Origin of the sequence: Hydrogenophaga sp. H7, from assembly GCF_002025745.1 — a bacterium.
GTDB classification, from domain to species: Bacteria; Pseudomonadota; Gammaproteobacteria; order Burkholderiales; family Burkholderiaceae_C; genus Hydrogenophaga; species Hydrogenophaga pseudoflava.
Window position 1 is genome coordinate 139,435 of the sequence record NZ_MCIC01000001.1, and the last position, 24,249, is coordinate 163,683.

Genomic DNA, 24,249 nt, shown 5'->3' on the forward strand with positions numbered 1-24,249 from the left:
CCATGAGCGACACCAGCGGATTCGGCAAGTTCGTCCCCGGTTTCGAGTTCCTGCAGAACCTCGCGGGGCAGGCCGCCGGCGGCGTCGCGGAGGGCCTGGGCAAGAGCCTGCCGCAGATGCCCAATCTGGGCCACTGGGTGGCGCCGACCTTCAACGTCGAGGACCTGGAAAAGCGCATCGAGGAATTGAAGGCGGTGCAGTTCTGGCTGGACCAGAACGCCAAGGCCCTGGGCGCGACCGTCCAGGCGCTGGAGGTGCAGAAGATGTCGCTGGCCACGCTCAAGGCGATGAACTTCAACCTCGGCGATGTGGCCAACGCGCTCAAGCTCAAGGCGGCCGACACGGTGTCGGGCCTTACCGGCAAGGTGCCGACACAGTTCGCGGGGCTTGAGATTCCCGAGCGCACCTACGGTAACCCCGGCGCCCCGTCCGAGGCGGCCGAACCGGCTCCGGGGCCCGCCGCGCAGCCCAAACCCCGCAAACCCGCCGCCAAGGCTGCGCCGCCAGCCGATGCCGCGCCGGGCGTGGTCGATCCCATGGCCTGGTGGGGCGCGCTGTCGCAGCAGTTCCAGCAGATCGCCAGCACCGCGATGAAGGACATGGCCAAGCAGGGCGCACTGGACGCCACGCGCAACGTGGCCAGCGGGTTGACCGAGCAGGCGGTCAAGACCGCCACGGGAATGGCCGCCAAGGCGGGCCGCTCGGTGGGCGACACCGTCGGCCGCGCGGCCGGCATGGGCTCGGCGGCGGTGCGCGCTGTCACTGGTGGCTCGTCGGCGGCGGACAAACCGGCGGCCGCCAGAAAGCCCGCACCGAAGGCCCGCCGCGCCGCACCCAAGAAGGTTGCCGCGAAGAAACCAGCCACGAAGGCTGCTCCTGCCGCGCCCACACAGCCCCTGGGTGCGGGCGACTGGCCCATGCCCACCGCGTTCTTCCCTGGCTTCCTGCCGGCGTCCGGTGCGGCCGCGAAAAAATCGCCCGCCGCCAAGGCCCCTGCGACCAAGAAGACCGCTGTCCGCAAGACCGCGGCCAAGAAGGCCCCGCGCCGTCGCTGAACTCCGGGAAGGTCTGCCACCGCCATGAAGCTGTTTCCCTACGCCCACGCGACCCACCCGCAGTGGCGCATGGCCGCGGCCCTGGTGCTGGCCCAGCTGCGCGCGCAGATGGCCCTGCCGGCCTACGCCGCCACGCCGTCGCTCGGTCTGCTCTACATCACCGACCACTACGCCACCCAGGCGCAGGCCATCCTCGACCACCTGAGCGCCGAGCTGCCCGAGATCACCGACTGGTCCGGCACCGTGGGGGTTGGCATCGCGGCCAACAACGTCGAGTACTTCGACGAACCTGCGCTGGCGGTCATGCTGTGCGACCTCAGCCCCGACCAGTACCGCGTCTTCAGCGGTGTCGCGCCGCTGCCGGCCAGCGGCAGCGAGCCGTCGGGCTTCGTCGCGCACACGGCGCTGCTGCACGCCGACCCGGGCGCGCACGACCTGGGTGAGCTGGTGGCCGAGGTCGCCGACCGCACGCAGTCGGGTTACGTGTTCGGTGGCCTGGTGGGAAGCCGCTCGGCCAGCGTTCAGTTCGCCGCCAGCAGCGCCGGCCACCTCCAGGGGCAGGGGGCGGTGGGTGGGGTGTTCAGCGGCGGTATCAGCGGCGTGGCCTTCGGTCCGGAGGTGGAGCTGATCTCGCGTGTGACCCAGGGCGCGCAGCCAATCGACCGCGAACGCACGATCACCGCGGTCGAGGGCAACCTGGTGCTGGAACTCGACGGCGAACCCGCGCTGGACGTGCTGCTGCGCGAGCTGGGAGTGTCGCTGGCGCAGCCGCAGCAGGCGATGGAGCGGCTGCGCCGCACCCTGGTCGGTCTCACGCTGCCGCAGCACCTGCTGGCCGATGCGCCCGCGCAGCGCCATGCGCGCGGCCAGTTCGGCCCGGAGGTCATGGTGCGCCACATCATCGGGCTGGACCCGGCCCGCCACGGCGTGGCGGTGGCCGAGCACCCGCCGCTGGGCGCGCGGCTGGCCTTCTGTGAGCGCCACATGCAGGCAGCGCGCGCCGACCTGATCCGCGTCTGCAGCGAGATCCGCGAAGAACTGGAGCCCGAGACCCTGGGCATGGGCTCCAGCATGGTGGCGGCCGACCCCGAGCCGGTGGCGGCGCGCCACATCGTCGGCGCCATCTACGTCAGCTGCTCGGGCCGTGGGGGACTGCACTTCGGGGCGCCCAGCGCCGAACTGCAGATCGTGCGCCGCGCGCTGGGCGACGTGCCGCTGGTGGGCTTCTTCGCCGGCGGCGAGATCGCACACCAGCAGCTCTACGGCTACACCGGTGTGCTGACGGTGTTCACGGCGCCGGGGGTTTAGCGGCCGCCTGCCGCGCCCGCGCGCGTTCGAGCGAGCGGTTGGCGTCGAGCACGTGCAGGCCGTACATGTCGGCGAACTCGTTGATGCCCTTGCCGCTGGCCTCGAAGGCGCGCAGCAGCGCGTCCTCGCGGGCGGCGCGGGCGCTGGCCTCGGCCAGCGCGTCGCGGCTGATCTGGTTCACCTCTTCGTCGCGGCCGTGCACGCGCTGCAGGTACTCGTCGGGTGAAAGGCCCGAGGCCTCGTAGGCCTTGAGGATGCGCTGGCGCAGCTTCGGGCGCAGGTCCTCGCGGCTGCGCGCGCCGCGGCGGCGGAACACCTCGATCAGCGCGTGGTGCACCTGCTCGGGCGTCAGCGCCTCCACCGGTTGGCCGCTCAAGTCGTGGCGCTGCTGGCCCGAGGCGATCACCGTGAGGTAGCGGGTGGAGCGCGCGTGCAGCGCCAGCGCGGCCTTCAGGCTGTCCTTCTCCAGCACCCCGGGGTGGGCGGCCAGCAGGTCTTCAAAGATGCCGCGCTTGAGGGGCAGCGGTGTCTCGCCGAACAGCACCGGGCAGAGCGAAGCCAGCTGGTCCAGCACCGGGTGCTGGCGCGCAGGTGCCGCCTGGGCGGGCCGCTCGGCACTGGCCGCTCCTGGGGCCTGCGGGCGCCGGCCACCGCCGTGGCGGCCGCCTTGATTGCCACCATTGCGGCCGCCACGTGGCCGTTCGTTTCGGCGCGGTGGGCGGGCGTCACTGGCGGGCTGGGTGGCAGGGCTTTCAGCGGGCGCCGCAGCGGTGTTGTCGGGCATGTCGTGGTCGGCGGAAGCGGTCATGGCGAAGCAGAAATGAAACAGCCCGGGGTCCGGGCAAGCCCGACATCATGCCAGCCCGGCCGCGCCGCGGGTGGCGCCGTCAGCGGCGCAGTGCGCTGAAGGCCTCGAACTCCCAGCTGCGCATCGCCAGCACCAGCGTGTAGCCCTCGCGGTCTTTGTGCGCCAGCTTCTGGTCGGTCTGGTGCTGCTGCGCGAAGTCCTGCGCCACCTTCTGCAGCCTTTCAAGGAACACCGGCGCCAGTGCGCGGCTGACCGAGCCGTGCACCAGCATCACGCCCTCGCCCGCGCCGTCGAAGCCGCCTGCGAAATAGTCCAGCAGCGCGTGCTCGCGGAAGTAGTTCATCACCGGGCCGTGCGGGCGCCAGCGGAAGGTCTTGGCCAGCTTGAGGCGGTAGCGGTTGAGCGGGCGCAGCTCGATGATGCCGATGCGGTCCAGCTGTGCGAGGTACTTCACGCACTCGGCCTCGCTCAGCCGGTAGGCCGCGGTGATCTGCTCCAGCGTCCACTGGCTGAGCACGCAGATCGCCACCAGCAGCAGCTTCTTGTCGGCCACCACGGCGCGCTCCTGCTCGGCCGTCATCTCCTTGAGCAGCGGCTGCGCATCGGCCACGCGGCGCGCCAGTTCGGCGAAGTCGATCTTGAGCGCGCGGCAGATCTCGTCCACCCGCGAGAGCGACATGTCGCCCTTGGCCAGCATGCGCTTGACGCTCGACTCGGCCATGCCGAGGGCCTGCGCCAGGTCGGCGTAGGTCATCTGCGCGGCCTTGAGTTCCTTCTTGATGGTGGCGACGAGGTCGAGGGTGGTGCTCATGCGGTGCGGGTACCGCATGGCGATACCGGTGGTGAAGAGGAAGGCCACTGTATCGCACGGTGCGCCCTGATCTGAGGGGTCGGCCGGGACACTGCGCCCGCCGTTCCACCGACCCACGAGTGTCCTTCCATGCGCCTTCCCGCCGTTGCTCCCTCTCCCGCCTTCGGGCGCTGGGCCGCCGCTCTGCTGCTGCTCTGGCTGATTGCGCTGACCGCCGGCCCTGCGCTGGCCGAGGCGCTGGGCCTCGCGCTCAACGCCCACGGCCATGCGCAGCTGCACGCACACGGCCACCCCTTCGTCGATGCGCGCATCCTGCTGGGTGTTCCGAACGCGATGGACGTGCTGACCAACGCCCCGCTGGCGCTGGCGGGCCTCTGGGGCCTGCTGGTCATGCGGCGCCGCGCGTTGCCCGCCGCGACGCGGCTGGCAGCCCGGATGTTCTTCGCCGGCCTGGTGGCCACCGGTTTCGGCTCGGCTTGGTACCACTGGGCGCCCGACGCCACCGGCCTGGTCTGGGACCGCCTCGGCATGGCGGTGACCTTTGCCGGTGCGCTCGCGATGGCGGTGGCCGAACGCGTGGGCCAGGTGCCGGCGCGGCAGGCGCTGCGCGTGCTGCTGCCGCTGGCGCTGCTCTCGGCCATCCTGCCAGCGTCCAACGGCAACGTCCTGCCCTGGGCCGTGCTGCAGTTCGGCGGCATGGCGCTCATCGTCCGCCTGGCGCTGCTCACGCCGGTCGCGGGCGCCATCGGCATCCGCCTGGGCGCCCTGATCGGCCTGTACGCGCTGGCCAAGCTGCTGGAGCTGGGCGACGAAGCCGTGTTCCGCGCGACCGCCGGCGCGGTTTCTGGCCACAGCCTCAAGCACCTGGTCGCGGCCCTGGCGGCCTGGCCCGTCATCGCGGCGCTGGCGCCTCGGCGCGCGGGCGGATTGCCGGACGGCCTGCGGCAGAATGCAGCGGGCCGCGCCGCGTGAACCCCACCCGCAGGACCCCACAGGAGGAGACCCGAATGTCCACCCCGCAAGCGGCGATGAGCGCCGACACCGGCGCACACGCCGCACACAGCAACCAGTTCGCCCTGCTCACGCAACGCCGTTTCGGCCCCTTCTTCTGGGTGCAGTTCCTGGGCGCGGGCAACGACAACGTCTTCAAGTTCGCCTTCACCGTGCTGGTGACCTACCAGCTGCAGGTGCAGTGGCTGCCGGCCTCGATGGCCGGCCTGGTCATCGGCGCACTCTTCATCCTGCCCTTCCTGCTGTTCTCCGCCACCAGCGGCCAGCTGGCGGACAAGTACCCCAAGGAGGTGCTGATCCGCTTCGTGAAGAACCTGGAGATCGCCATCATGCTGCTGGCCGGCTGGGGCTTCATGCAGCAGAACGTGCCGGTGCTGCTGGGCTGCGTCTTCCTCATGGGCCTGCACTCCACGCTGTTCGGCCCGGTCAAGTTCGCCTACCTGCCGCAGCACCTGAACGAGCGTGAACTCACGGGCGGCAATGGCATGGTCGAGATGGGCACCTTCGTCGCCATCCTGCTGGGCAACGTCGCGGGCGGCCTGCTGATCGCTCTGCCCCTGGTCGGCCCGAGCTATGTGGCCGCGGCCTGCCTGCTGCTGGCCCTGCTGGGGCGTGTGCTGGCGCAGGCCGTGCCGGTCTCGCCCGCCACCGACCCGGCGCTGCGGATCAACTGGAACCCGTTCACCGAAACCTGGCGCAACCTCAAGCTCGCGCACGGCAACGTGGTCGTGTTCCGTTCGCTGCTGGGCATCAGCTGGATGTGGTTCTTCGGCGCGGTGTTCCTGGCCAACTTCCCGGCCTTCGCGCGCGACACGCTGCACGGCAACGAACAGGTCGCCTCGCTGCTGCTGGTGGTGTTCTCGGTGGGCATCGGCGTGGGCGCACTGCTGTGCGAGATCCTGAGCCGCCGCCATGTGGAGATCGGCCTGGTGCCGATGGGCGCGATCGGCATGACCGTGTTCTCGGTCGACCTCTACTTCGCCTCGCGCGGCCTGCCACCGCACACCGTGTCGCTCACGCTCGGCCAGTTCCTGGGCGAAGCGGCGCACTGGCGCGTGCTGGCCGACCTGGCGCTGCTCTCGCTGTTCGCGGGCATCTACAGCGTGCCCATGTACGCGCTGATCCAGATGCGCAGCCAGCCCACGCACCGCGCCCGCATCATCGCGGCCAACAACATCCTCAACGCGCTGTTCATGATCGCCAGCTCGCTGCTGGCCGGCGCGCTGCTGAGCGCGGGCTTTTCCATCAGCGAGCTGTTCCTCATCATCGGCCTGGCCAACGCGGTGGTGGCGTTCTACATCTTCATGCTGGTGCCCGAGTACCTGCTGCGCTTCGTGGCCTGGATCGCCTCGCGCTTCGTCTACCGCTTCAAGGTCACCGGCGACCTGAACATCCCGACCGAAGGCGCTGCGGTGCTGGTGTGCAACCACGTCAGCTTCGTCGACGCCGTGCTGCTCATGGCCGCCAGCCCGCGCCCGATCCGCTTCGTGATGGACCACCGCATCTTCAAGGTGCCGGTGCTGGGCTGGCTGTTCAAGCTGGCCAAGGCCATCCCCGTCGCGCCGCAGAAGGAGGACCCGGCTGCCTACGAAGCCGCGTTCCGAGAGTCGGCCCAGGTGCTGCGCGAAGGCGACCTGCTGGGCATCTTCCCCGAAGGCGCGATCACCAAAGACGGCACGCTGCAACCCTTCAAGGGCGGGATCATGAAGATCCTCGAAACGGCGCAGGCGGATGGCGTGCAGGACGTGAAGGTGATCCCCATGGCGCTCACCAACCTATGGGGCTCCTACTTCAGCCGCATCGAACTCAGCGGCGGCCAGCCGACCGCGATGGTCAAACCGTTCCGGCGCGGGCTGTTCAACCGGGTGGGGCTGAACGTGGGGGATGCGGTGCCGGCGGAGCGGGTGACGCCGGAGGGGTTGCGGGAGCGGGTGACGGGGTTGCTGGGGGTTTGAGAAGAAAGGGAGGCAGCTCAACCGACTCTGGCTACCCGCTCGTTGCTGCCTCGATCTCGATGACCACAGGTCCGAGCCTTGAGAAGATGGAAACGCACTCCTGGTAGCCAGCGATCAGAAACTCCCGAGTCGGGGCTTCATGCTTTGTGTAGAAGTCGTCGCGCTGAGCCTCCAGATCAAACCAGCCACCCGCTCGCACTTCAAACAGCCAGGTGGTTTTCAGCGTGGCAGGGTCAGTACCCAACCAAAATCCGGCCAGATCGAGCTCTCCAAGAATCCGGACGCCCTCCGCGTCCTGAAATTCGACCGTTGCCTGGCGACCGGATCGTCGCGAATGCACTGCGATGTGCGTAGGAGCGTTGTCGCACCAATGAACGCCAGTGACTTTCACAGCGTCGTCCCGAAAGGGGACTGGGAGGGGAATCAGTTCGATGGCGCGCATCGGCAAGGCATTCGTCGTTGATCGGTAGAGGATACCCATCTCTTCACCAATCTTTGCGTGGCACTCACAGGTCCACGGGTATCGATGGGCAGTACCCACAGGACCTTGCATTGATGCCGCGGATCAAATGCAGAGCCCAACCCAGAAGCCCGCCCCACCATCCGCCCCGTGTTCAACAACCCACCGAGGTTTCACATGGTCAGCGGTTCCCGTTCTCCCCTCATCGTGATGCGCGACACCCGCGCCTGGCAGCTCCAGGTCTGGGTCTCGTTCGGGCTGGCGGTCTTTCTCTGCGCCACGGGCCTGGCGTACCTGCCGGGCCAGGCGCTGGACCGGGCGTTCATGGTGATGGGCTATGTGTTCTGCCTGTCGACTGTGTTCGTGCTGGCCAAGGCCGTGCGCGACCAGCAGAAGGCCCAGCGGACCGGTGAGGCCGAGACGCCGATGTGGCGCTTCGTGGTCTGGGGCGGTTTTGCCGTGGCGATGGGCCTGACGCTCTGGGGCCTGCTGCGCATGCAGATCGACGAGACCTACAAGGCCTACCTGGGCGTGAGCTGGCTCTACCTGGTGACCTCGGCGTTCACGCTGGCCAAGACGCTGCGCGACCGCCACGAGGCCGACCTGATCGAAACCCGCCGTGTCACGGCCGCTGCCGAGGAGCAATGAGATGAGCCGCGTTTTCTTCAAACAGTTGCTGCTGGCCGCCAGCCTGAGCGCGGCCCTGGTGAGCGCCCCGGCGCGGGCGCAGAGCGAGGCCTCGCTGGTGCTGTCGGCCCTGCCGGTGGCGTCGGTGGTGGGTGCCGGGGCGGCGGTCGCGGGCAGTGCGGTGGCCGGTGCGGCGGCGGTGAGTGCCGTGCCGGCGGCGCTGGCCGTCAGTGGCGCGGTGCTGGTGGTGAAGGCGGTCGAGGTGTCGGCGCGCGGTACGGTGATCGTGCTGGAGCGGGCGTCCGACGGTGCGCGGGTCAGTCTGGAGCTGAGCGGGCGAGCGGCCTCGGGTGTGGTGGCTGGTGTGGGCGCGGCGGTGGCCGTGAGCGTGATCGGCGCGGGCGTGGTGCTGTCGGCAGCGGGTGAGGTGCTGTGCTTCATCCCGAACGAGCTGGGCCGCGCGTTGTTGCACAACGAACGGCTGACTTACTGAGGCCCGACCATGAAGAAGACACTGAATGTGGCTCCCCATGCGCTGGCCATCGCCGTGCTGCTGCTCGGCGCCACCACCGCCCACGCCGGCCGCTCCTGCGAGCAGCGCCCGCTGACGCCGCAGACGCTGACCCAGGGTCTGGAGCTGGCCCAGCGCACGGCGCAGGCGCTGGACGCTGAGTTCGCGCGCAGTGGCGCGCGGGTCGTGGTGCTGGGCCGCGCGGGGCAGGACCTCTCCAAGTACCAGCTGCGCTACTCGCACCTGGGCTGGGCCTACAAGACACCGGAGGGGCCGTGGCAGGTGCTGCACAAGCTCAACCAGTGCGGCACGGCCACCGGCTCGATCTACCGCCAGGGCCTGGGCGAGTTCTTCCTGGACGACCTCTGGCGCCACGAGGCGGTGTGGTCGGTGCCGGCACCGCAGCTGCAGGCACCGCTGTACGCGCTGCTGAACGACCGAGGCCGCAGCCTGCGCCTGCACGAGCGCGACTACAACATGGTGGCCTACGCCTGGGGCACGCGCTACCAGCAGTCCAACCAGTGGGCGATTGAAACCATGGCCATGGCCGCCGAGCCGGGTGTCACCACCCGTGCGCAGGCGCAGGCCTGGCTGGGCTTCAAGGGCTACCAGCCGAGCACGCTGCGCCTGGGGCCGCTGAAGCGGCTGGGCGCGAGCGCCGGTTCGGCCCACATCCGCTTCGACGACCACCCGAACGAGAAGCGCTTTTCTGACCGCATCGAGACCGTGACCGTCGACTCGGTGCTTGACTGGCTGGCGCGCAGCGGCCTGGGCTCGGCGCCGCAGCGGCTCGCGCTGTGAGCGGGTCCACAATCACCTTCAACACAAAACCATCGAGGGAAACACCATGAGCAAATCCTTGCGCCTGTCCGAGAAATGGTTCCGCCGCGGCCTCTGGCTGGTGGCCTTCCTGTTCGCCTGGTTCCTCACCGGCCTGGGCAGCACCATCGTCGGCGATCTGCCGCAGGTGGAGCAGACGCGCTTGCTGGAAGACTTCATGGACCCGCAGCGCACACCTGTGCTCAAGGAGTCCATCAAGACCGCCGAGAAGGCCGCCGAAGAGGCGCAGGCCGCGCTGGAGCAGGCGCAGCTGAAGCTGCAGACCGCGCGCGCCGACAACCGCGCCGCGCGCGAGACCTTCGACAACTGGCTGGCCACGCGCAGCGTGACGCAGCGCGCCGAGCAGGACGAGGAGGTGCTGCAGCGCACGCGCGAGCTCGATGGCCTGCGCAAGATCGAACGCGACGCGCTGGCGGCGGTGGAGAAACAGCAGCAGGTGGCGCTGGACGCGCGCCAGGCGCAGCAGCGCGCGCAGGCCGAACTGAGCAGCCTGGAAGACGCGGCGCGGGACACCTACATGGAGGAACAGCGCGCGCAGGAGCTGCGCGTGTTCGGCTACCGGCTGGCGCTCACGCTGCCGCTGCTCGTGGTGGCCGGCTGGCTGTTCAAGAAGCACCGCAAGGGATCGTCCTGGCCGTTTGTCTGGGGCTTCATCTTCTTCGCGCTGTTCGCGTTCTTCGTCGAGCTGGTGCCCTACCTGCCGAGCTACGGCGGCTATGTGCGCTACATCGTGGGCATCCTGCTCACGGTGATCGGCGGGCGCTACGCCATCGCTGCGCTGCAGCGCTACCTGGAGCGGCAGAAGGCGGTGGAGGCGCTGCCGGACACGCAGCGCCGCAAGGAGATGGACTACGACCTGGCACAGGCGCGGCTGGCCAAGAACGTCTGCCCCGGCTGCGAGCGCGCGGTCGACCTCAAGGACGGCAAGACCGACTTCTGCCCGCACTGCGGCCTGTGCCTGTTCGACCGCTGCGGCCACTGCAGCACGCGCAAGAGCGCCTTCGCGCGCTACTGCTTTGCCTGCGGCACCGAGGCCCGCCGGGGCGACGCGCCGGATGCCGGTCTCACGCCCGCTCCCGCAGCAGCGGCCGCAGCGCCCACAGACCGAGCGCCGGACCCAGCGCCAGCCCTGTCAGCAGCCAGCCCAGCGGCACCGTCCGCGTGACTTCGACGAACAGCAGGATGCTGGCGATGCTGATGGCAAAACCGATGCTGTTGGTCAGCGTCAGCACGCTGCCCACCGCCTGCGGCGGCGCGTTGCGCGCGGTCAGTGTGGAGAACTGCGGCGAGTCGCCCGAGACGGTGATGCCCCAGACCAGCAGCCAGCCGTAGAACAGCGCATCGGGCGCTCCGATCAGCACCGGCGCGAGCACGCAGCACAGACCGCTGATGGCGAGCTGCACGCCGGCCACGCGGGCGCTGCCGAAGCGCGGAGCCAGCCAGCCGCCACCCACGCAGCCCAGCACGCCGGCGCCCAGCATGGCGAAGGCGGTCCACGACAGCGCGGTGCCTTGCAGCCGCGTTGCGAGGATCAGCGGCATCAGCACCCACAGCGTGTACAGCTCCCACATGTGGCCGAAATAGCCGAGCACCGAGCTGCGCACGCGGGCGTCGGTGACGATGGTGGCGAGCGCGCGCCACTGCAGTGTGGTCACGCGCGCCACCGCGCCGGGCGGATCGGGCAGCAGCGTGTAGAGCGACACCCCACCCGCGGCCGCCAGCGTCGCCACGCCCAGCATCAGCGTGGGCCAGGGCAGCGTGTCGCCGATGGCGCGCAGCGCGTGGGCGCTGGCCGAGCCGAGCACCAGCGCGCCGATCAGCAGGCCCAGCGCCGGTCCGAGGCCGCGCGTGTACCACTGCGCGGCGATCTTCATGCCCACCGGGTAGATGCCTGCGAGGAAGAAGCCGGTGGCAAAGCGCCAGGCCAGCAGCGCGCCGAAGTCCGAGACCATGGCCCACGCGCCGACGGTGCAGCCCGCGCCGGCCAGCGCGCAGACCAGGAACACGCGGCGCGGCGGAAAGCGGTCGGCAATCGCCAGCAGCGCGAACACCAGGGTGCCGGCGATGAAGCCGGCCTGCAGCGCCGATGTCAGGGTGCCGACGGCGGTGGCGGGCCAGCCGAAGGCGCGCTGCAGGTCGGGCATGACCGCATTGACCGCGAACCAGAGCGAGGTGCCGGCGAATTGCGCCAGCACCAGCACGGGCAGGACGTGACGGGGAACGAAGGACTGGGTATTCATGGGTGATGCCGCCGGTGCCGGTTCACGGTTCTTCACCGGAAGACAGTGGTTTCTTGACAGTGGTCACGGAGGATCGCCGCACAAGCATGTGCTTGGGCCTGAAGGATCCACATGGATATCTCCTCTGTTGTTCGTTCGTTGCGCCGCCCGGCCGGTTGGCTGGGCGCCGTTGCCGCCGTGTCCACACTCGCCGCCTGCTACGTGGTGCCCATCGATCCGCGCACCGGGCAAGCGGTGCCGCCACCCCAGGCGGCCGCCGCGGTGGCGCCCGCGTTGCCCCTTAGCTTCCAGGCCCGACTCTATCCGGCCAACGAGCTGGCCAGCGGTCACGGGGTCATCAGCGCGACGGTGACGAACGACCTGCAGGGCCGCGGCACGTTCTCAACCGTCATCGGCGGGGAGTCGTTCTCGGGCGAGGCCACCCGCAAGGCCGGCTCCAGCCGTGAGGGGCTGGCCAATGGCGCTGGCAACCGCGGCGGCTACATCACCTGCGCCTACACCATGAACTCGGCCACGCTGGGCTCAGGCACCTGCCGCCTGTCCAGCGGCGCACTCTTCAGCATGCATATTGGTTCGTGAGCCCCCACGCTCCACCGCTTCGCGGGTCGCTGCCCCCCGAGGGGGCTGATCCGCCTTGGGGCGGCCCGGCGGCGGCTCGCCACTGACCGCCTGGAGGCGCTCAGTCGGCCAGGCCGACGGCCATCTCATCGGACGGCATGGGCGCTGTCTTGAGGTGGCCGACGTATTGCAGCGCCTGCTCGGTGCGCACCGAGGGCACGTCGCCCTCGCGCATGTGCAGCAGGTCGGCCGGGCTGATCAGGCGCGGGTCGGCGGTGGTCAGCGGCAGCCTGGCGTGGCGGTAGGCTTCGAGCACGAACTGCGAGCAGAAGAAGCGGTCGTTCTTGACGGCGCCGAGCTGGATCGCCGCCAGCCCGCGGATGCAGTAGTCGCGCACCAGGCCGGGAATCAGCGGCAGTTCGCAGTACTGCCGTCCGATGCTGAAGGGCGCCTGCAGCACGATGCCGGCGGTGTTGTACTTCTTGCCGGCGTGCTGCCGGGCGAAGGCGTTGAGGGCAGCGACCTGTTCGTCGCCAACGCCTGGATGGCGGAAGGCGACGATGGTCGATTCGCCGTCCATGTACTCCTGGGTGCTGCGCAGTCGCACGCCCGAGCCGACCGCCTCGACGAACTGGCCGTCGCCCAGATAGAGCGCGGCGTGGCTGACCGGCGCCACGGTGATCAGGCGCACGCCCATCGACACCAGGCTGTGGGTCGAGCTGAGCACGATGTCGCCGGCCCGCAGGTCGTCGGGCGTGATCTGCAGGCCGCCGTTGCTGGGTGTGAGCGCCAGCCGCTGCTGCACGCGCAGCGCGGGCTGGCCTTCGTCGGGCGCCAGGTCGACGTGGGTGGCGCAGCCGGCCAGGACCAGGGCCAGCGCAGCGGAGAGGACCCGAAGCAGACGGTGCGTCATGGATGGCGACGGGTCAGACGCCGCGCGCGCGGTCGGACTTGAACTGCTGGCGGAAGGCCTCGAAGCGGCCGGCGTCCAGCGAGGCGCGCACCTCCTGCATCAGGTTCAGGTAGTAGTGCAGGTTGTGGATGGTGGAGAGCATGGGGCCCAGCATCTCGCCGCAGCGGTCCAGGTGGTGCAGGTAGGCGCGGGAAAAGCCATCGCGCCCGCCGTCGGCCCAGCTCACGCCGGCCCGGCCCGCGCAGGCGTAGCAGGTGCAGGTGGCGTCCAGCGGCTGGTGGTCGGCCTTGTGGCGGGCGTTGCGGATCTTCAGGTCGCCAAAGCGGGTGAACAGCGTGCCGTTGCGCGCGTTGCGCGTGGGCATGACGCAGTCGAACATGTCCACCCCGCAGGCCACGCCCTCGACCAGGTCCTCCGGCGTGCCCACGCCCATCAGGTAGCGCGGCTTGTTCGCCGGCAGGCGGTGCGGCGTGTGCGCCATGATCTGCAGCATCTGTTCCTTGGGCTCGCCCACGCTCACGCCGCCGATGGCGTAGCCGGGGAAGTCCATTTCCACCAGCGCTTCCAGCGACTCCTGGCGCAGGTGCTCGAACATGCCGCCCTGCACGATGCCGAACAGCGCGTTGGGGTTCTCCAGCCGCGCGAATTCGTCTTTGGAGCGCACGGCCCAGCGGCGGCTCATCTCCATGCTCTTGCGGGCTTCGGCCTCGGTGGTCAGGTGGCCGTTGGTCTCGTAGGGCGTGCATTCGTCCAGCTGCATGACGATGTCGCTGTTGAGCCCGGTCTGGATCTGCATGCTGACCTCGGGCGACATGAACAGCTTGTCGCCGTTCACGGGCGAGGCGAAGTGCACGCCTTCTTCGGTGATCTTGCGCATGGCGCCCAGCGACCAGACCTGGAAGCCGCCCGAGTCGGTGAGGATGGGCTTGTGCCACTTCTCGAAGGCGTGCAGGCCGCCGAAGCTTTTCATCACCTCCTGGCCGGGGCGCATCCAGAGGTGGAAGGTGTTGCCCAGGATGATCTGGGCGCCCATGCCCTCCAGGCTCGCGGGCGTGACACCCTTGACGGTGCCATAGGTGCCCACGGGCATGAAGATGGGGGTCTCGACCACGCCGTGGTTGAGGGTGAGACGGCCACGGCGCGCGTGGCCTTCGGTCTTGAGAACGTCGAACTGGAGCATGGCGGCGATTGTCGCCGAGTGCTCCGGAAACTCACTTGGCCGGTTCGAGCGCCAGGATCCAGGACACCAGCTTGGCCGCGTCGGCTTCGGCAATCGCGACCTTGTTGGGCGGCATCGCCAGGCCAGACACCTTGTCCTTCCAGTGGCTCTCGTAGGGGCTGGAGCCGGCGAGCACGGTGGCGGTCAGCTGCTGCTGGGCGCCTTTGATGCTCTTGTACTTGGCGGCGACATCGCGCCAGGCCGGGCCGATGGGCGCCATGCCGTTCGGGCCCTTGGCTCCGGGCTCGATGTTGTGGCAGGTCATGCAGCCGGCGCCGGTGGCGAGCTTGAGGGCGGCCTGGTCTTCGGCCGGGCCGGCCCAGGCGGTGGCGGCCAGCAGGGTGGCCGAGAGGGCGATCAGGGTGCGTTTCATGGGAGGACTCCGTGGGTTTCTGGGGGGACGTCCTCAGGCTATCAGTGCGCCAGGACCCCGAATTGATCCTTGTCAAGGCGCCGGGGCTCCGTCTCAGGATGAGACGGGCGGTGGCTGCGGCGCCACAGGTGTTGCTGTCTCAGGAACCGCCGCTGCTTCGCGTCTCGGGCGCCACCACCAGCACGGTGCGGTTGCGGTCCTCGACGATCCACAGCCAGCCCCGGTGATCGACCGTGGCACCGGCCGGGTTGCCCTGCGGGCGGATGCCGGGCATGACCCGCCAGCCGGAGACGATGTTCTCGCGCGCGCCGGTCGGGCGGCCGTCGGGGCCAATGCGCCAGGCCACGATGCGGTGGCCCTGGGCGCGGTAGCCGTGCCAGACCGCCAGCAGGCGGCCGCTCCACGGACTGGCGGCCTGCCCGGCAGGGGCCGGCGGCATGGCCAGCAGCTGCAGCGGCGCCACATGGGCCGGCCAGGCCTGGAACGGTGGGCGGTGGGCCTGTCGGCGGGCGCACTGCGCGCGCTTGTCGTAGCCGCGCGCCACGACGCTGCGGCCCTGCGCATCGCTGACGCAGTAGGGCCAGCCGTAGTGCGCGCCGCGTTCGAGTTCGTTGAGTTCCTCGGCCGGGGCGTTGGCGTCGCTGTAGTCGACCGAGTTCTCTGCCTGCCAGATGCGTTCGGTCCTGCCCGCCGCGTCCTGGGTGAGCGCCAGGCCCAGCGAGTTGCGCAGGCCGGTGGCAAAGGGCTTCGGTGTCTGCGGTTTCAGGTCCGGGCCGACCAGGGTGGTTTCGTACACCGCGGCCCGGGGAAGGGGTCCCGCGGTTTCCGGGCAGGGCAGGGGCTGCTGCTGGTGCTCGTCCCGGCAGGCGTCGCTGGCCGACCCCATATTGATATAGAGGCGCCCCTTGCGGCCGAAGGCCAGCTCCTTGAGCGGGTGCGCGCCGTCGGCGGGCAGGTCCTTGAGCAGGTCTTCGCGGGCGAACACGGCGGTGGGCGTGCGCCAGACCGTGCCGGCCTCGCCCACATAGACCTTGCCATCGGGGCCGCGCGCGAGCCCGTGCGGGCGGTCCAGCCCTCGGGCCAGCACCGTCACCCGGTCCGCGTCGCCCGGCTGTCCGTCCACCCGCAGCTCCAGCAGGCGCCCGCGGCGGGGCTCCCAGTTGCCCATGTCGGTGATCCAGAAGCGGCCGGGGGACACCTCGACCAGGCGGCGCGGCATCTGCAGGCCGTCGCGCGCGTCGGCCACCAGGCCCACGCACCAGCCCTTGGGTGCGGTCAGTGCAATGCGGGGATAGCCGGCGCAGCGGCCCTGGGTGGCGTAGCGGGAGGCCTCGGGCTCCGCCCGTCCCGCGACGGGCAGGGCGATGAGGCCAGCCAGCGCCAGCGGGAGGCAGCGACGTCGTGTCATCGGGCCATTGTGAACCGCGTGGCGGCTCGCCCAGCCCACGCCCAGGTCAGTGAGCCGGTATGGAGGATTCGGCCGAGGGCTCGACTGTGACCGCCGCCGACTCGGTGCGTTCGTCCGAACTGGACCAGCCCCAGGCCAGCAGCAGGGCCAGGCTCACGGACAGCAGCAGGGCGATACCCAGGCGGAACAGCATTTCGATCACGGACAGACTTTCGGCGGCGGGAAGGTGGGCGGTATTGTGCCCGTGCGACCGGGTCCTGCAGTCGGGCGTGTTCACGGCTGCTGCACAAAAGTCACATCCGAAGGCCGGGCTGTAGCACTTTTGTAGCGAAGCCTGTGACCACTGGATACCTTGTCGCCGCTTCAGGGGCTGTCCACGGCCCCGGCGGCGGTGCCGAAGTGCTGCGCCACCAGGCCGCGCAGCCACTGGTGGCCAGCGTCGCGGTGCAGGTGGGCGTGCCAGAGCTGGGCGATGGTGCTGGCCGGCAGGCGCAGCGTCAGCGGCCGGGCCACCAGCGCGTGCGGGCCGGCCAGGCGCTCGGCCAGCCGCTCGGGCACGGTGGCCACCAGGTCGGTGCTGCCCAGCACCTGGCCCAGCGCCACGTAGTGAGGCACGGTCAGCTGCACTTGGCGCGCCACGCCCAGGCGCTGCAGGGCCTCGTCGACCTGGCCGTGGCCGGTGCCGGCCGAGACCACGCGCACGTGGGCGGCCTGCCGGTACTGGGTGGCGTTCAGCGGCGCGTCGCCCGCCGCCAGCGGGTGGCCGGCGCGCATCAGCGCCACGTAGCGCTGGCGGAACAGCGCCTGCTGGAAAAAGCCGGCCTGCAGCTGCGGCAGCGAACCCAGCGCCAGATCGACCCGGCCGGCCGCCATGTCCTCGCGCAGCGCCGCGTCCGCCACCGGCACGCAGCGCAGCGTCACGCCCGGCGCCTCGCGCGCCAGCGCGTCCATCAGCACCGGCAGGAAATAGATCTCGCCCACGTCGGTCATGGCCAGGGTGAAGCAGCGTTCGCTGGTGGCCGGGTCGAAGCTGGCGCGCACGTTCAGCGCGCCCTGCAGCCCCCGCAGCGCCTGTGCCACCGGTTCGGCCAGCTGCAGCGCGTAGGGCGTGGGCGCCATGCCGCTGGGCGTGCGCAGGAACAGCTCGTCGTCCAGCAGGTCGCGCAGCCGCCGCAGCGCGTTGCTCACCGCCGGCTGGCTCAGGCCCAGCGACTCGGCCACGCGGGAGACCCGGCCGTCCTGCACCAGGCGGTCGAACACCACCAGCAGGTTGAGGTCGATGTCGGTGAGCTTCATGGGTTTGAATATTCAGGTGGTGAATACAGCGTATCACGCCGATTCCCTTGCCGGATGGCCGGCCGGCCGCGATCATGCGGCTCACAAGAACACCTCCGGAGACAGCCATGTCCGTTTCCCCCGACGCCCTGCACTGGGAGGCCGGCGGCACCAGCCGCATCCCGTTCGCCGTCTACACCGACGAGCAACGCCACCAGCGCGAACTCGAACGCATCTTCTACCAAGGCCACTGGTGCTACGTCGGCCTGGAAGCCGAGATCCCGAACGCCGGCGACTTCAAGCGCACCGTGGTCGGCGAGCGCTCGGTGATCATGACCCGCGCGGCCGACGGCCAGATCCACGTGGTGGAGAACGTGTGCGCGCACCGCGGCATGCGCTTCTGCCGCAAGCGCCACGGCAACGCCACCGAGTTCGTCTGCCCCTACCACCAGTGGAGCTACCAGCCCGACGGCACGCTGCAGGGTGTGCCGTTCCGGCGCGGCGTGCGCCAGGACGGCAAGGTCAACGGCGGCATGCCGGCCGACTTCAACCCCAAGGACCACGGCCTGACGCGGCTGAAGGTGGCCGTGCGCGGCGGCGTGGTGTTCGCGAGCTTCGACCACGACGTGGAGTCGCTCGAAGACTACATGGGGCCGACCATCCTGCGCTACTTCGACCGCCTGTTCAACGGCCGCAAGCTGACCATCCTGGGCTACAACCGCCAGCGCATTCCGGGCAACTGGAAGCTGATGCAGGAGAACATCAAGGACCCCTACCACCCCGGTCTGCTGCACACCTGGTTTGTGACCTTCGGCCTCTGGCGCGCCGACAACAAGAGCGAGCTGCGCATGGACGCGCACCACCGGCACGCCGCCATGGTCTCCACCCGCGGCAGCATGGGCCAGGCCAGCGGCCAGGCGGCACAGGTGACCCAGGTGTCGAGCTTCAAGGAGAGCATGCAGCTGGAAGATCCGCGCTTCCTGGACATCGTGCCCGAGCCCTGGTGGCAGATGGACGACCAGATGCCGACCGCGGTGATGACGACACTCTTTCCGAGCGTCATCTTCCAGCAGCAGGTCAACAGTGTGAGCACGCGCCACATCCAGCCCGACGGCCACGGCGCCTTCGACTTCGTCTGGACGCACTTCGGCTTCGAGGACGACACGCCCGAGATGACGCAGCGCCGCCTGCGCCAGGCCAATCTCTTCGGCCCGGCCGGTTTCGTCAGCGCCGACGACGGCGAGGTGATCGAGTTCTCGCAGCAGGCCTTCGACAGCAAGCCGCAGCACCGGGCACTGGCCGAGCTGGGCGGGCGCGAGGTGGGCGAGACCGACCACATGGTGACGGAGACGCTGATCCGCGGGATGTACGAGTACTGGCGGAAAGTCATGGAAGCGCCTGAAAAATGCGATGGAGGTGCCGCATGAGCACCCTCGACTTCGAGACCTTCCAGGCCTTGCAGGCGCTCTACAGCGACTACGCCTCGGCCGTCGACAGCGGCGACTGGGACCTCTGGCCGACCTTCTTCACGACGGACTGCGTCTACAAGCTGCAGCCGCGCGAGAACCACGAGCGCGGCTTTCCGCTGTCCACACTGGCCTTCGACAGCCAGGCCATGTTGCGCGACCGCGTCTACGGCATCCGGGAAACCCTGTTCCACGATCCGTACTACCAGCGCCACGTGGTGGGCGCACCCGTCGTCCGTCAGATTGACGAGCAGGGCCGCCTGCACTGCGAGGCCAACTACGCGGTGTTCCGCACCAAGCTCGACGGCCCCAGCACGGTGTTCAACGTCGGGCGCTACCTGGACATCGTGGCGAAGACGCCCGACGGACTGAAGTTCGCGCAACGTCTCTGCGTCTACGACAGCGAGATGATCCCGAACTCCATCATCTACCCCATCTGAACAGGACGGCACTCATGAGCAACTGGACCGACGTGGCCGCCGAGGCCGATCTGTTCGAAGGCGCGGGCATCCCGGTGGCGCCGGGCGGGCGCGACATCGCGCTGTTTGCGGTGGAGGGCGAGGTGTTCGCCACCGACAACCTCTGCACCCACGGCAACGCCAAGCTGTGCGACGGTTTTGTGGAGGGGCACGAGATCGAGTGCCCGTTTCACCAGGGCCGCTTCGACCTGCGCACGGGCGAGGCGACGCTGCCGCCCTGCACACAGCCGATCAAGGTCTGGCCGGCGAAGGTCGAGGGCGGACGGGTCTTCTTGAATCTCGGCGCCTGATCCTCAGGCGGTGCGCCGCGCCAGCAGCATCGCGTCGCCGTAGCTGAAGAAGCGGTAGCCCTGCGCCACCGCGTGGCGGTACAGCGCCATCACGTGGTCGTAGCCCGCGAAGGCGCTGACCAGCATCATCAGCGTGCTCTTGGGCAGGTGAAAGTTGGTGACCAGCACATCGACCACGCGGAAGTCGAAGCCCGGCGTGATGAAGATGTTGGTGTCGCCCTGCAGCTCGCCGGTCTTGGCCCAGCTCTCCAGCGTGCGCACCGTGGTCGTTCCCACGGCGACCACGCGGCCGCCGCGCGCTCGGCAGTCCTCAATCGCCTGCACCGTGGCGGGCGGGATGGCGTAGCGCTCGTGGTGCATCGCGTGCTCCTCGATGCGCTCGGTTTTCATGGGCGCGAAGGTGCCGGCGCCCACGTGCAACGTCACGTTGGCGCGGTGCACGCCGCGGGCCTCGAGCGCGGACAACACGCCCTCGTCGAAGTGCAGGGCGGCGGTGGGTGCGGCCACGGCGCCGGGCACGCGGGCGAACACGGTCTGGTAGCGGCGCTCGTCCTCGGCGTCGTCTCCGTGGGTGATGTAGGGCGGCAGCGGCACATGGCCGTGGCGCGCCATCAGGGTGTACGGGTCTTCGCCCGCCGGGCCTTCGAGCCGCAGGCGGAACAGCTGGCCCTGCTCGTCCGGCCAGCGGCCGATGAACACCGCGTCGAAGCCGCCGCCTTTCAAACCGCCGGCCAGGTGCAGGCGCCCGCCGGGCAGGGGCTTCTTGCTCACCCGCAGGTGGCCGACGACCTCGTTGGGCGAGCCGTCCAGGGCCTCGTGCGGCAGCAGCACGCGCTCGATCAGCAACTCCAGCTTGCCGCCGCTGGCCTTCTCGCCGAACAGGCGCGCCTTGACCACCTGGGTGTCGTTGAACACCAGCAGGTCGCCCGGCTGCAGCAGACCGGGCAGCTCACGGAAGATGCGGTCCACCGGCTGCTCGCCGGTGCCGTCGAGCAGGCGCGAGGCGCTGCGTTCGGCGGCCGGGTGCTGGGCAATCAGGTGTTCGGGGAGGGAGAAATCGAAGTCGGCGACGGTGAAGTGGCGGGCCGAAGAGGACGAAGAAGAAGTCATGCTGCTTGAGGGCCGGACAGGGCCCGTTCCAAGTGGGGATATGGATGGAAGTACAGGCAGAATTGTCCCATGCCCGACGCCCCGTCCACCACCCCGCGCAAGGAACTCTCTGCCCCGCAGAAGGCCATGCACAAGCTCGGCCTGGTGCGCGACATCGACCTGGCGCTGCACCTGCCGCTGCGCTACGAGGACGAGACCCGCATCGTCGCCCTGCACGACGCGCGCGATGGCGAGGTGGTGCAGGTCGAGGGCACGGTGACCAAGCAGGACATCCAGTACCGGCCGCGTCGCCAGCTGCTGGTCACGCTCGACGACGGCAGCGACACCTGCACCCTGCGCTTCTTCAGTTTCTATCCCTCGCACCAGAAGACGCTGGCGGTCGGCGCGCGGGTGCGCGTGCGCGGCGAAGTGCGCGGCGGCTTCATGGGCAAGACCATGATGCACCCCGCCTTCCACGCAGCCGGCGGCGAGTTGCCCGAGGCGCTGACCCCCGTCTACCCGACCAGCGCCCAGCTGCCGCAGGCCTACCTGCGCAAGGCCGTGGTGTCGGGCCTCAAGCGCGCCGACCTCAGCGAGACCCTGCCGCAGCCGGTGCTGACCTCGCTGCAGGAGACGCTGCGGGGCCTGCGCGCGCCGCTGATGTCGCTGCGCCAAGCGCTCGAATACCTGCACCACCCGGGACCGGACGTGTCGCTCGCCGCGCTGGAGGACCGCAGCCACCCGGCCTGGCAGCGGCTCAAGGCCGAAGAGCTGCTGGCGCAGCAGCTCTCGCAGCTGCAGGCCAAGCGCGAGCGCGACGCGTTGAGAGCGCCGCCGCTGCACACATCGGCCGGTGGGCTGCACGAACAGCTGCTGGGCGTGCTGCCGTTCGCGCTGACGGCCGCGCAGCGCCGCGTCGGCGAAGAGATCGCGCGCGACCTGCAGCGCCAGGTGCCCATGCACCGGCTGCTGCAGGGCGACGTGGGCTCGGGCAAGACCGTGGTGGCCGCGCTGGCCGCCGCCATCGCCATCGACAGCGGCTGGCAGTGCGCGCTGATGGCGCCGACCGAGATCCTGGCCGAGCAGCATTTCGCCAAGCTCATCGGCTGGCTGGAACCGCTGCTCGAACCCCTGGGCAAACGCGTGGCCTGGCTCACCGGCAGCCAGAAGAAAAAGCAGCGCACGGAGATGCTCGAACTCATCGCCAGCGGCGAGGCCGCGCTGGTGGTCGGCACGCACGCGGTGATCCAGGAGCAGGTGCAGTTCAGGAACCTCGCGCTGGCCATCATCGACGAACAGCACCGCTTCGGCGTGGCGCAGAGGCTGGCGCTGCGATCCAAGATGGGGGGGGCTGAGCTGGGTGCGGGCGAACCGCACCTTCTGATGATGTCGGCCACGCCGATTCCCAGAACCCTGGCGATGAGCTACTACGCCGACCTCGATGTCTCGACCATCGACGAGCTGCCGCCTGGCCGCACGCCCATCGTGACCAAGGTGGTGTCCGACAGCCGCCGCCACGAGGTGATTGAGCGCATCCGCGCGCAGGTGGCCGAAGGACGGCAGGTCTACTGGGTCTGTCCGCTGATCGAGGAGAGCGAGGCCATCGACCTGTCCAACGCCACGGAAACACATGCGGAATTGGGTCAGCTGCTGCCGGGTGTGCTCGTCGGGCTCTTGCACTCGCGCATGCCGGTGGCCGAGAAGAAGGCGGTGATGTCGCTGTTCAGCGGCGGCCACATGGGCGTTCTGGTCTCGACCACGGTGATCGAGGTGGGCGTGGACGTGCCCAATGCCTCGCTGATGGTGATCGAACACGCCGAGCGCTTTGGCCTGTCGCAGCTGCACCAGCTGCGCGGCCGGGTGGGGCGCGGTGCGGCGGCCTCGGCCTGCGTGCTGCTCTACACGCCCAACGAAGGCGGGCGCCTGGGCGAGACCGCGCGCGAGCGGCTCAAGGCCATGGCCGAGACCAACGACGGCTTCGAGATCGCGCGCCGCGACCTGGAGATCCGCGGCCCGGGTGAATTCCTCGGTGCCCGCCAGTCCGGCGCGCCGCTGCTGCGCTTCGCCGACCTGGCGACCGACACCCACCTGCTCGAATGGGCCCGCGAGGCGGCGGCGCAGATGCTCGCCAGGTTCCCCGAAGCCGCCGAGCGGCACGTGGGCCGCTGGCTGGGCACCAAGGCCGAGTACCTAAAGGCCTGAAGCCGCCGGGCGGGTCGTGCGGCCCACGAGCATGGACAGCACGAGCAGTCCGGCCGCGGCCCCGAAGGTGACCTGGACGCCGTGCAGCAGGGTCGCGGGTGCGGCGGCGGCGGGCTCCGTGGTGACCCAGGCAAACACCCAGCCCATGACCGAGGCCCCGGCCATCAGGCCCAGGTTGCGCGCCAGGTTGAGCAAGCCGGAGACCTCGCCCCGGCGCGCCGCGGGCAGCCGGGTCAGGGTGGCCGTGTTGTTGGCGGCCTGGAACAGCTGGTAGCCCGGGGTCAGGACCGAGATGGCGAGCAGGTAGCCCGCCAGGCCCCACGGGCCGGGCAGCACCGCCAGCCCCAGCGCACCGGCCAGCATGACCAGCAGGCCCGTGCGCAGCGTGTGCGCCGCGCCCCAGCGGTCCACCAGTTTGCCCGCCACGAAGCCGAACACCATGGACATCAGCGGCCCGGCCGACATCGCGGCACCCACCCCGGCCGTTCCCAGCCCCAGGCCACCGGACAGGAAGAACGGACCGATCACCAGCGTGGCCATCATGACGGTGGCCACCAGCGCATTCATGACCAGGCCGGCACCCAGCGCGGTCCCTTGCCAGAGCGCCGCTGCCTCCCCTGATGTGCTGCTTCGTGCCGCAGACACCGGGGCGGGCGCCGGCAGGTGCCGGTGGACCAGCCAGAGGGTCAGCAGGCTCAGGGGCACCGTGGACAGGAACATGGCGCGCCAGTCCAGCCAGGCGATCAGCAGGCCGCCGGCCGACGGCCCGAGCGCGGTGCCCACCGCCGACATGCTGGCCAGCCAGCCCATGGCGCTGCCAGTGCGCTCCTTGCCAACGGTCTCGCCCGTCATGGCCATGGCGAGCGTCATCATCGTCGCGGCCCCCAGGCCCTGGAGGGCACGGGCCGCCACCAGGGCTTCCAGGGACGGTGCCTGTGCACAGAGGAGAGAGGCCAGGGTGAACAGCAGCAGGCCCGCCATGAGCAGGCGGCGCCGGCCCAGGCGGTCGCCCAGTCGCCCGGCCACGACGACCAGCGCCGTCATGGCCAGCAGGTAGGACAGCACCACCCACTGCACCTGCTGGAACGATGCGCCGAACGCCTGCGTCAGGCTGGGCAGGCTCACATTGGCCATGCTGGTGCCCAGCGACGACAGCAGCACCGACAGCGAAAGACCGGCCAGGGCGCCTGTGGGGCCGGGCCGGTGGGAAAGAAATTGGGACATGGTGGCGTTTCCTCAAGAGTCCTGCATAGCAGGCGTGAGGGCACTGTATTTTTTTGCATGGCATGGCGGAAGGCGCATGGGTTGCATTGATATGTTGCGTCTGACGCCATGTATGACGGGTTTGCGC

Annotated in this window: 25 protein-coding genes; 13 read left to right on the forward strand and 12 right to left on the reverse strand. The window is 69.8% G+C overall.

Features of this window, described 5'->3' with window-relative positions:
• The first annotated feature begins 2 nt into the window (after positions 1–2).
• Complete coding sequence (locus BC358_RS00740) at positions 3–1,055, forward strand: PhaM family polyhydroxyalkanoate granule multifunctional regulatory protein (RefSeq protein ID WP_079364293.1); 1,053 nt, start codon at positions 3–5, stop codon at positions 1,053–1,055.
• Positions 1,056–1,079: 24 nt separating this feature from the next.
• Positions 1,080–2,363 carry an FIST N-terminal domain-containing protein gene (locus BC358_RS00745; RefSeq protein WP_079364294.1) on the forward strand — a complete coding sequence of 428 codons (1,284 nt, stop codon included), beginning with the start codon at positions 1,080–1,082 and terminating at the stop codon, positions 2,361–2,363.
• Here the strand turns inward: BC358_RS00745 and BC358_RS00750 are convergent.
• Together BC358_RS00750 and BC358_RS00755 are read right to left on the reverse strand one after the other, a co-directional pair.
• Positions 2,344–3,171: a ProQ/FINO family protein gene (locus tag BC358_RS00750; RefSeq protein ID WP_079364295.1), complete on the reverse strand. Its 828-nt coding sequence runs from the start codon at positions 3,169–3,171 to the stop codon at positions 2,344–2,346. The two genes, BC358_RS00745 and BC358_RS00750, sit on opposite strands and share 20 nt — an antisense overlap.
• 79 nt (positions 3,172–3,250) lie before the next feature.
• Positions 3,251–3,982, reverse strand: coding sequence for a helix-turn-helix transcriptional regulator (locus BC358_RS00755; RefSeq protein ID WP_079364735.1), 732 nt, complete (start codon positions 3,980–3,982; stop codon positions 3,251–3,253).
• Between the two features lie 129 nt (positions 3,983–4,111).
• On the opposite strand from BC358_RS00755, the gene BC358_RS00760 reads away from it, so the two are divergent.
• Together BC358_RS00760 and BC358_RS00765 are read left to right on the forward strand one after the other, a co-directional pair.
• Entirely contained in the window at positions 4,112–4,954 is an 843-nt protein-coding gene (locus BC358_RS00760; protein ID WP_079364296.1) for a hypothetical protein, read from the forward strand.
• A 35-nt stretch (positions 4,955–4,989) separates the two neighbouring features.
• The gene (locus BC358_RS00765; protein ID WP_079364297.1) at positions 4,990–6,948 is read left to right on the forward strand and encodes an MFS transporter; all 1,959 of its coding nucleotides are present in this window, start codon (positions 4,990–4,992) and stop codon (positions 6,946–6,948) included.
• 31 nt (positions 6,949–6,979) lie between these two features.
• On the opposite strand, the gene BC358_RS00770 is transcribed toward BC358_RS00765, so the two are convergent.
• Entirely contained in the window at positions 6,980–7,429 is a 450-nt protein-coding gene (locus BC358_RS00770; protein WP_066157317.1) for a hypothetical protein, read from the reverse strand.
• Positions 7,430–7,585: 156 nt separating this feature from the next.
• Between BC358_RS00770 and BC358_RS00775 the strand changes: the two genes are divergently transcribed.
• From BC358_RS00775 to BC358_RS00790, 4 genes are read left to right on the forward strand one after another with little or no spacing between them, the layout of a single operon-like run.
• On the forward strand, positions 7,586–8,056 hold the full coding sequence (locus tag BC358_RS00775) for a YiaA/YiaB family inner membrane protein (protein ID WP_066157314.1): 471 nt from the start codon (positions 7,586–7,588) through the stop codon (positions 8,054–8,056).
• Between the two features lies 1 nt (position 8,057).
• Positions 8,058–8,528, forward strand: a complete 471-nt coding sequence (locus BC358_RS00780) for a hypothetical protein (protein ID WP_066157311.1) — start codon at positions 8,058–8,060, stop codon at positions 8,526–8,528.
• 9 nt (positions 8,529–8,537) lie between these two features.
• On the forward strand, positions 8,538–9,347 hold the full coding sequence (locus BC358_RS00785) for a DUF2145 domain-containing protein (RefSeq protein WP_079364298.1): 810 nt from the start codon (positions 8,538–8,540) through the stop codon (positions 9,345–9,347).
• A 46-nt stretch (positions 9,348–9,393) separates the two neighbouring features.
• Positions 9,394–10,551, forward strand: coding sequence for a zinc ribbon domain-containing protein (locus BC358_RS00790; RefSeq protein WP_079364299.1), 1,158 nt, complete (start codon positions 9,394–9,396; stop codon positions 10,549–10,551).
• Here BC358_RS00790 and BC358_RS00795 read toward each other — a convergent pair.
• Positions 10,451–11,626, reverse strand: coding sequence for a nitrate/nitrite transporter (locus BC358_RS00795; RefSeq protein ID WP_079364300.1), 1,176 nt, complete (start codon positions 11,624–11,626; stop codon positions 10,451–10,453). The two genes, BC358_RS00790 and BC358_RS00795, sit on opposite strands and share 101 nt — an antisense overlap.
• Positions 11,627–11,737: 111 nt before the next feature.
• Between BC358_RS00795 and BC358_RS00800 the strand changes: the two genes are divergently transcribed.
• On the forward strand, positions 11,738–12,205 hold the full coding sequence (locus BC358_RS00800) for a hypothetical protein (RefSeq protein ID WP_079364301.1): 468 nt from the start codon (positions 11,738–11,740) through the stop codon (positions 12,203–12,205).
• Between the two features lie 100 nt (positions 12,206–12,305).
• Here the strand turns inward: BC358_RS00800 and BC358_RS00805 are convergent, their stop codons facing one another.
• From BC358_RS00805 to BC358_RS00825, 6 genes are all read right to left on the reverse strand, one after another.
• Entirely contained in the window at positions 12,306–13,097 is a 792-nt protein-coding gene (locus BC358_RS00805; RefSeq protein WP_079364302.1) for a YiiX/YebB-like N1pC/P60 family cysteine hydrolase, read from the reverse strand.
• Positions 13,098–13,110: 13 nt separating this feature from the next.
• Positions 13,111–14,277, reverse strand: coding sequence for a tRNA guanosine(34) transglycosylase Tgt (tgt, locus tag BC358_RS00810; RefSeq protein ID WP_079364303.1), 1,167 nt, complete (start codon positions 14,275–14,277; stop codon positions 13,111–13,113).
• 31 nt (positions 14,278–14,308) lie between these two features.
• Positions 14,309–14,689, reverse strand: coding sequence for a c-type cytochrome (locus BC358_RS00815; RefSeq protein ID WP_079364304.1), 381 nt, complete (start codon positions 14,687–14,689; stop codon positions 14,309–14,311).
• A gap of 139 nt (positions 14,690–14,828) precedes the next feature.
• The gene (locus BC358_RS00820) at positions 14,829–16,097 is read right to left on the reverse strand and encodes a sorbosone dehydrogenase family protein (RefSeq protein ID WP_079364305.1); all 1,269 of its coding nucleotides are present in this window, start codon (positions 16,095–16,097) and stop codon (positions 14,829–14,831) included.
• 46 nt (positions 16,098–16,143) lie between these two features.
• Complete coding sequence (locus BC358_RS22035) at positions 16,144–16,299, reverse strand: hypothetical protein (RefSeq protein ID WP_165961644.1); 156 nt, start codon at positions 16,297–16,299, stop codon at positions 16,144–16,146.
• Positions 16,300–16,460: 161 nt separating this feature from the next.
• Positions 16,461–17,393 (reverse strand): LysR family transcriptional regulator, encoded by a 933-nt coding sequence (locus tag BC358_RS00825; protein WP_066157286.1) that lies wholly within the window; start codon positions 17,391–17,393, stop codon positions 16,461–16,463.
• 107 nt (positions 17,394–17,500) lie between these two features.
• Here BC358_RS00825 and BC358_RS00830 point away from each other — a divergent pair, with 107 nt between their 5' ends.
• From BC358_RS00830 to BC358_RS00840, 3 genes are read left to right on the forward strand one after another with little or no spacing between them, the layout of a single operon-like run.
• Positions 17,501–18,799: an aromatic ring-hydroxylating dioxygenase subunit alpha gene (locus BC358_RS00830; protein WP_079364306.1), complete on the forward strand. Its 1,299-nt coding sequence runs from the start codon at positions 17,501–17,503 to the stop codon at positions 18,797–18,799.
• Positions 18,796–19,278, forward strand: a complete 483-nt coding sequence (locus tag BC358_RS00835) for an aromatic-ring-hydroxylating dioxygenase subunit beta (protein ID WP_079364307.1) — start codon at positions 18,796–18,798, stop codon at positions 19,276–19,278. The genes BC358_RS00830 and BC358_RS00835 overlap by 4 nt, the downstream gene beginning before the upstream one ends.
• Before the next feature lie 14 nt (positions 19,279–19,292).
• Positions 19,293–19,607: a non-heme iron oxygenase ferredoxin subunit gene (locus BC358_RS00840; RefSeq protein WP_079364308.1), complete on the forward strand. Its 315-nt coding sequence runs from the start codon at positions 19,293–19,295 to the stop codon at positions 19,605–19,607.
• A 3-nt stretch (positions 19,608–19,610) separates the two neighbouring features.
• Here BC358_RS00840 and queA read toward each other — a convergent pair whose 3' ends face one another.
• Positions 19,611–20,717, reverse strand: a complete 1,107-nt coding sequence (gene queA, locus BC358_RS00845) for a tRNA preQ1(34) S-adenosylmethionine ribosyltransferase-isomerase QueA (RefSeq protein ID WP_079364309.1) — start codon at positions 20,715–20,717, stop codon at positions 19,611–19,613.
• Positions 20,718–20,786: 69 nt separating this feature from the next.
• Between queA and recG the strand changes: the two genes are divergently transcribed.
• A complete protein-coding gene (gene recG, locus BC358_RS00850; protein ID WP_079364310.1) occupies positions 20,787–22,898 on the forward strand; it encodes an ATP-dependent DNA helicase RecG in 2,112 nt (703 codons plus the stop codon).
• On the opposite strand, the gene BC358_RS00855 is transcribed toward recG, so the two are convergent.
• Positions 22,887–24,122: an MFS transporter gene (locus BC358_RS00855; RefSeq protein WP_079364311.1), complete on the reverse strand. Its 1,236-nt coding sequence runs from the start codon at positions 24,120–24,122 to the stop codon at positions 22,887–22,889. The two genes, recG and BC358_RS00855, sit on opposite strands and share 12 nt — an antisense overlap.
• Positions 24,123–24,249 lie beyond the last annotated feature (127 nt).

Coding starts and splice junctions, on each gene's coding strand:
- BC358_RS00795 (WP_079364300.1), bottom strand. CDS start 11,626: ATGAATACCCAGTCCTTCGTTCCCCGTCACGTCCTGCCCGTGCTGGTG.
- BC358_RS00800 (WP_079364301.1), top strand. CDS start 11,738: ATGGATATCTCCTCTGTTGTTCGTTCGTTGCGCCGCCCGGCCGGTTGG.
- BC358_RS00760 (WP_079364296.1), top strand. CDS start 4,112: ATGCGCCTTCCCGCCGTTGCTCCCTCTCCCGCCTTCGGGCGCTGGGCC.
- recG (WP_079364310.1), top strand. CDS start 20,787: ATGCCCGACGCCCCGTCCACCACCCCGCGCAAGGAACTCTCTGCCCCG.
- BC358_RS00765 (WP_079364297.1), top strand. CDS start 4,990: ATGTCCACCCCGCAAGCGGCGATGAGCGCCGACACCGGCGCACACGCC.
- tgt (WP_079364303.1), bottom strand. CDS start 14,277: ATGCTCCAGTTCGACGTTCTCAAGACCGAAGGCCACGCGCGCCGTGGC.
- BC358_RS00840 (WP_079364308.1), top strand. CDS start 19,293: ATGAGCAACTGGACCGACGTGGCCGCCGAGGCCGATCTGTTCGAAGGC.
- BC358_RS00830 (WP_079364306.1), top strand. CDS start 17,501: ATGTCCGTTTCCCCCGACGCCCTGCACTGGGAGGCCGGCGGCACCAGC.
- BC358_RS00855 (WP_079364311.1), bottom strand. CDS start 24,122: ATGTCCCAATTTCTTTCCCACCGGCCCGGCCCCACAGGCGCCCTGGCC.
- BC358_RS00825 (WP_066157286.1), bottom strand. CDS start 17,393: ATGAAGCTCACCGACATCGACCTCAACCTGCTGGTGGTGTTCGACCGC.
- BC358_RS00785 (WP_079364298.1), top strand. CDS start 8,538: ATGAAGAAGACACTGAATGTGGCTCCCCATGCGCTGGCCATCGCCGTG.
- BC358_RS00815 (WP_079364304.1), bottom strand. CDS start 14,689: ATGAAACGCACCCTGATCGCCCTCTCGGCCACCCTGCTGGCCGCCACC.
- BC358_RS00755 (WP_079364735.1), bottom strand. CDS start 3,982: ATGAGCACCACCCTCGACCTCGTCGCCACCATCAAGAAGGAACTCAAG.
- BC358_RS00820 (WP_079364305.1), bottom strand. CDS start 16,097: ATGACACGACGTCGCTGCCTCCCGCTGGCGCTGGCTGGCCTCATCGCC.
- BC358_RS00780 (WP_066157311.1), top strand. CDS start 8,058: ATGAGCCGCGTTTTCTTCAAACAGTTGCTGCTGGCCGCCAGCCTGAGC.
- BC358_RS00770 (WP_066157317.1), bottom strand. CDS start 7,429: ATGGGTATCCTCTACCGATCAACGACGAATGCCTTGCCGATGCGCGCC.
- BC358_RS00745 (WP_079364294.1), top strand. CDS start 1,080: ATGAAGCTGTTTCCCTACGCCCACGCGACCCACCCGCAGTGGCGCATG.
- queA (WP_079364309.1), bottom strand. CDS start 20,717: ATGACTTCTTCTTCGTCCTCTTCGGCCCGCCACTTCACCGTCGCCGAC.
- BC358_RS00790 (WP_079364299.1), top strand. CDS start 9,394: ATGAGCAAATCCTTGCGCCTGTCCGAGAAATGGTTCCGCCGCGGCCTC.
- BC358_RS00740 (WP_079364293.1), top strand. CDS start 3: ATGAGCGACACCAGCGGATTCGGCAAGTTCGTCCCCGGTTTCGAGTTC.
- BC358_RS00750 (WP_079364295.1), bottom strand. CDS start 3,171: ATGACCGCTTCCGCCGACCACGACATGCCCGACAACACCGCTGCGGCG.
- BC358_RS00835 (WP_079364307.1), top strand. CDS start 18,796: ATGAGCACCCTCGACTTCGAGACCTTCCAGGCCTTGCAGGCGCTCTAC.
- BC358_RS00775 (WP_066157314.1), top strand. CDS start 7,586: ATGGTCAGCGGTTCCCGTTCTCCCCTCATCGTGATGCGCGACACCCGC.
- BC358_RS00805 (WP_079364302.1), bottom strand. CDS start 13,097: ATGACGCACCGTCTGCTTCGGGTCCTCTCCGCTGCGCTGGCCCTGGTC.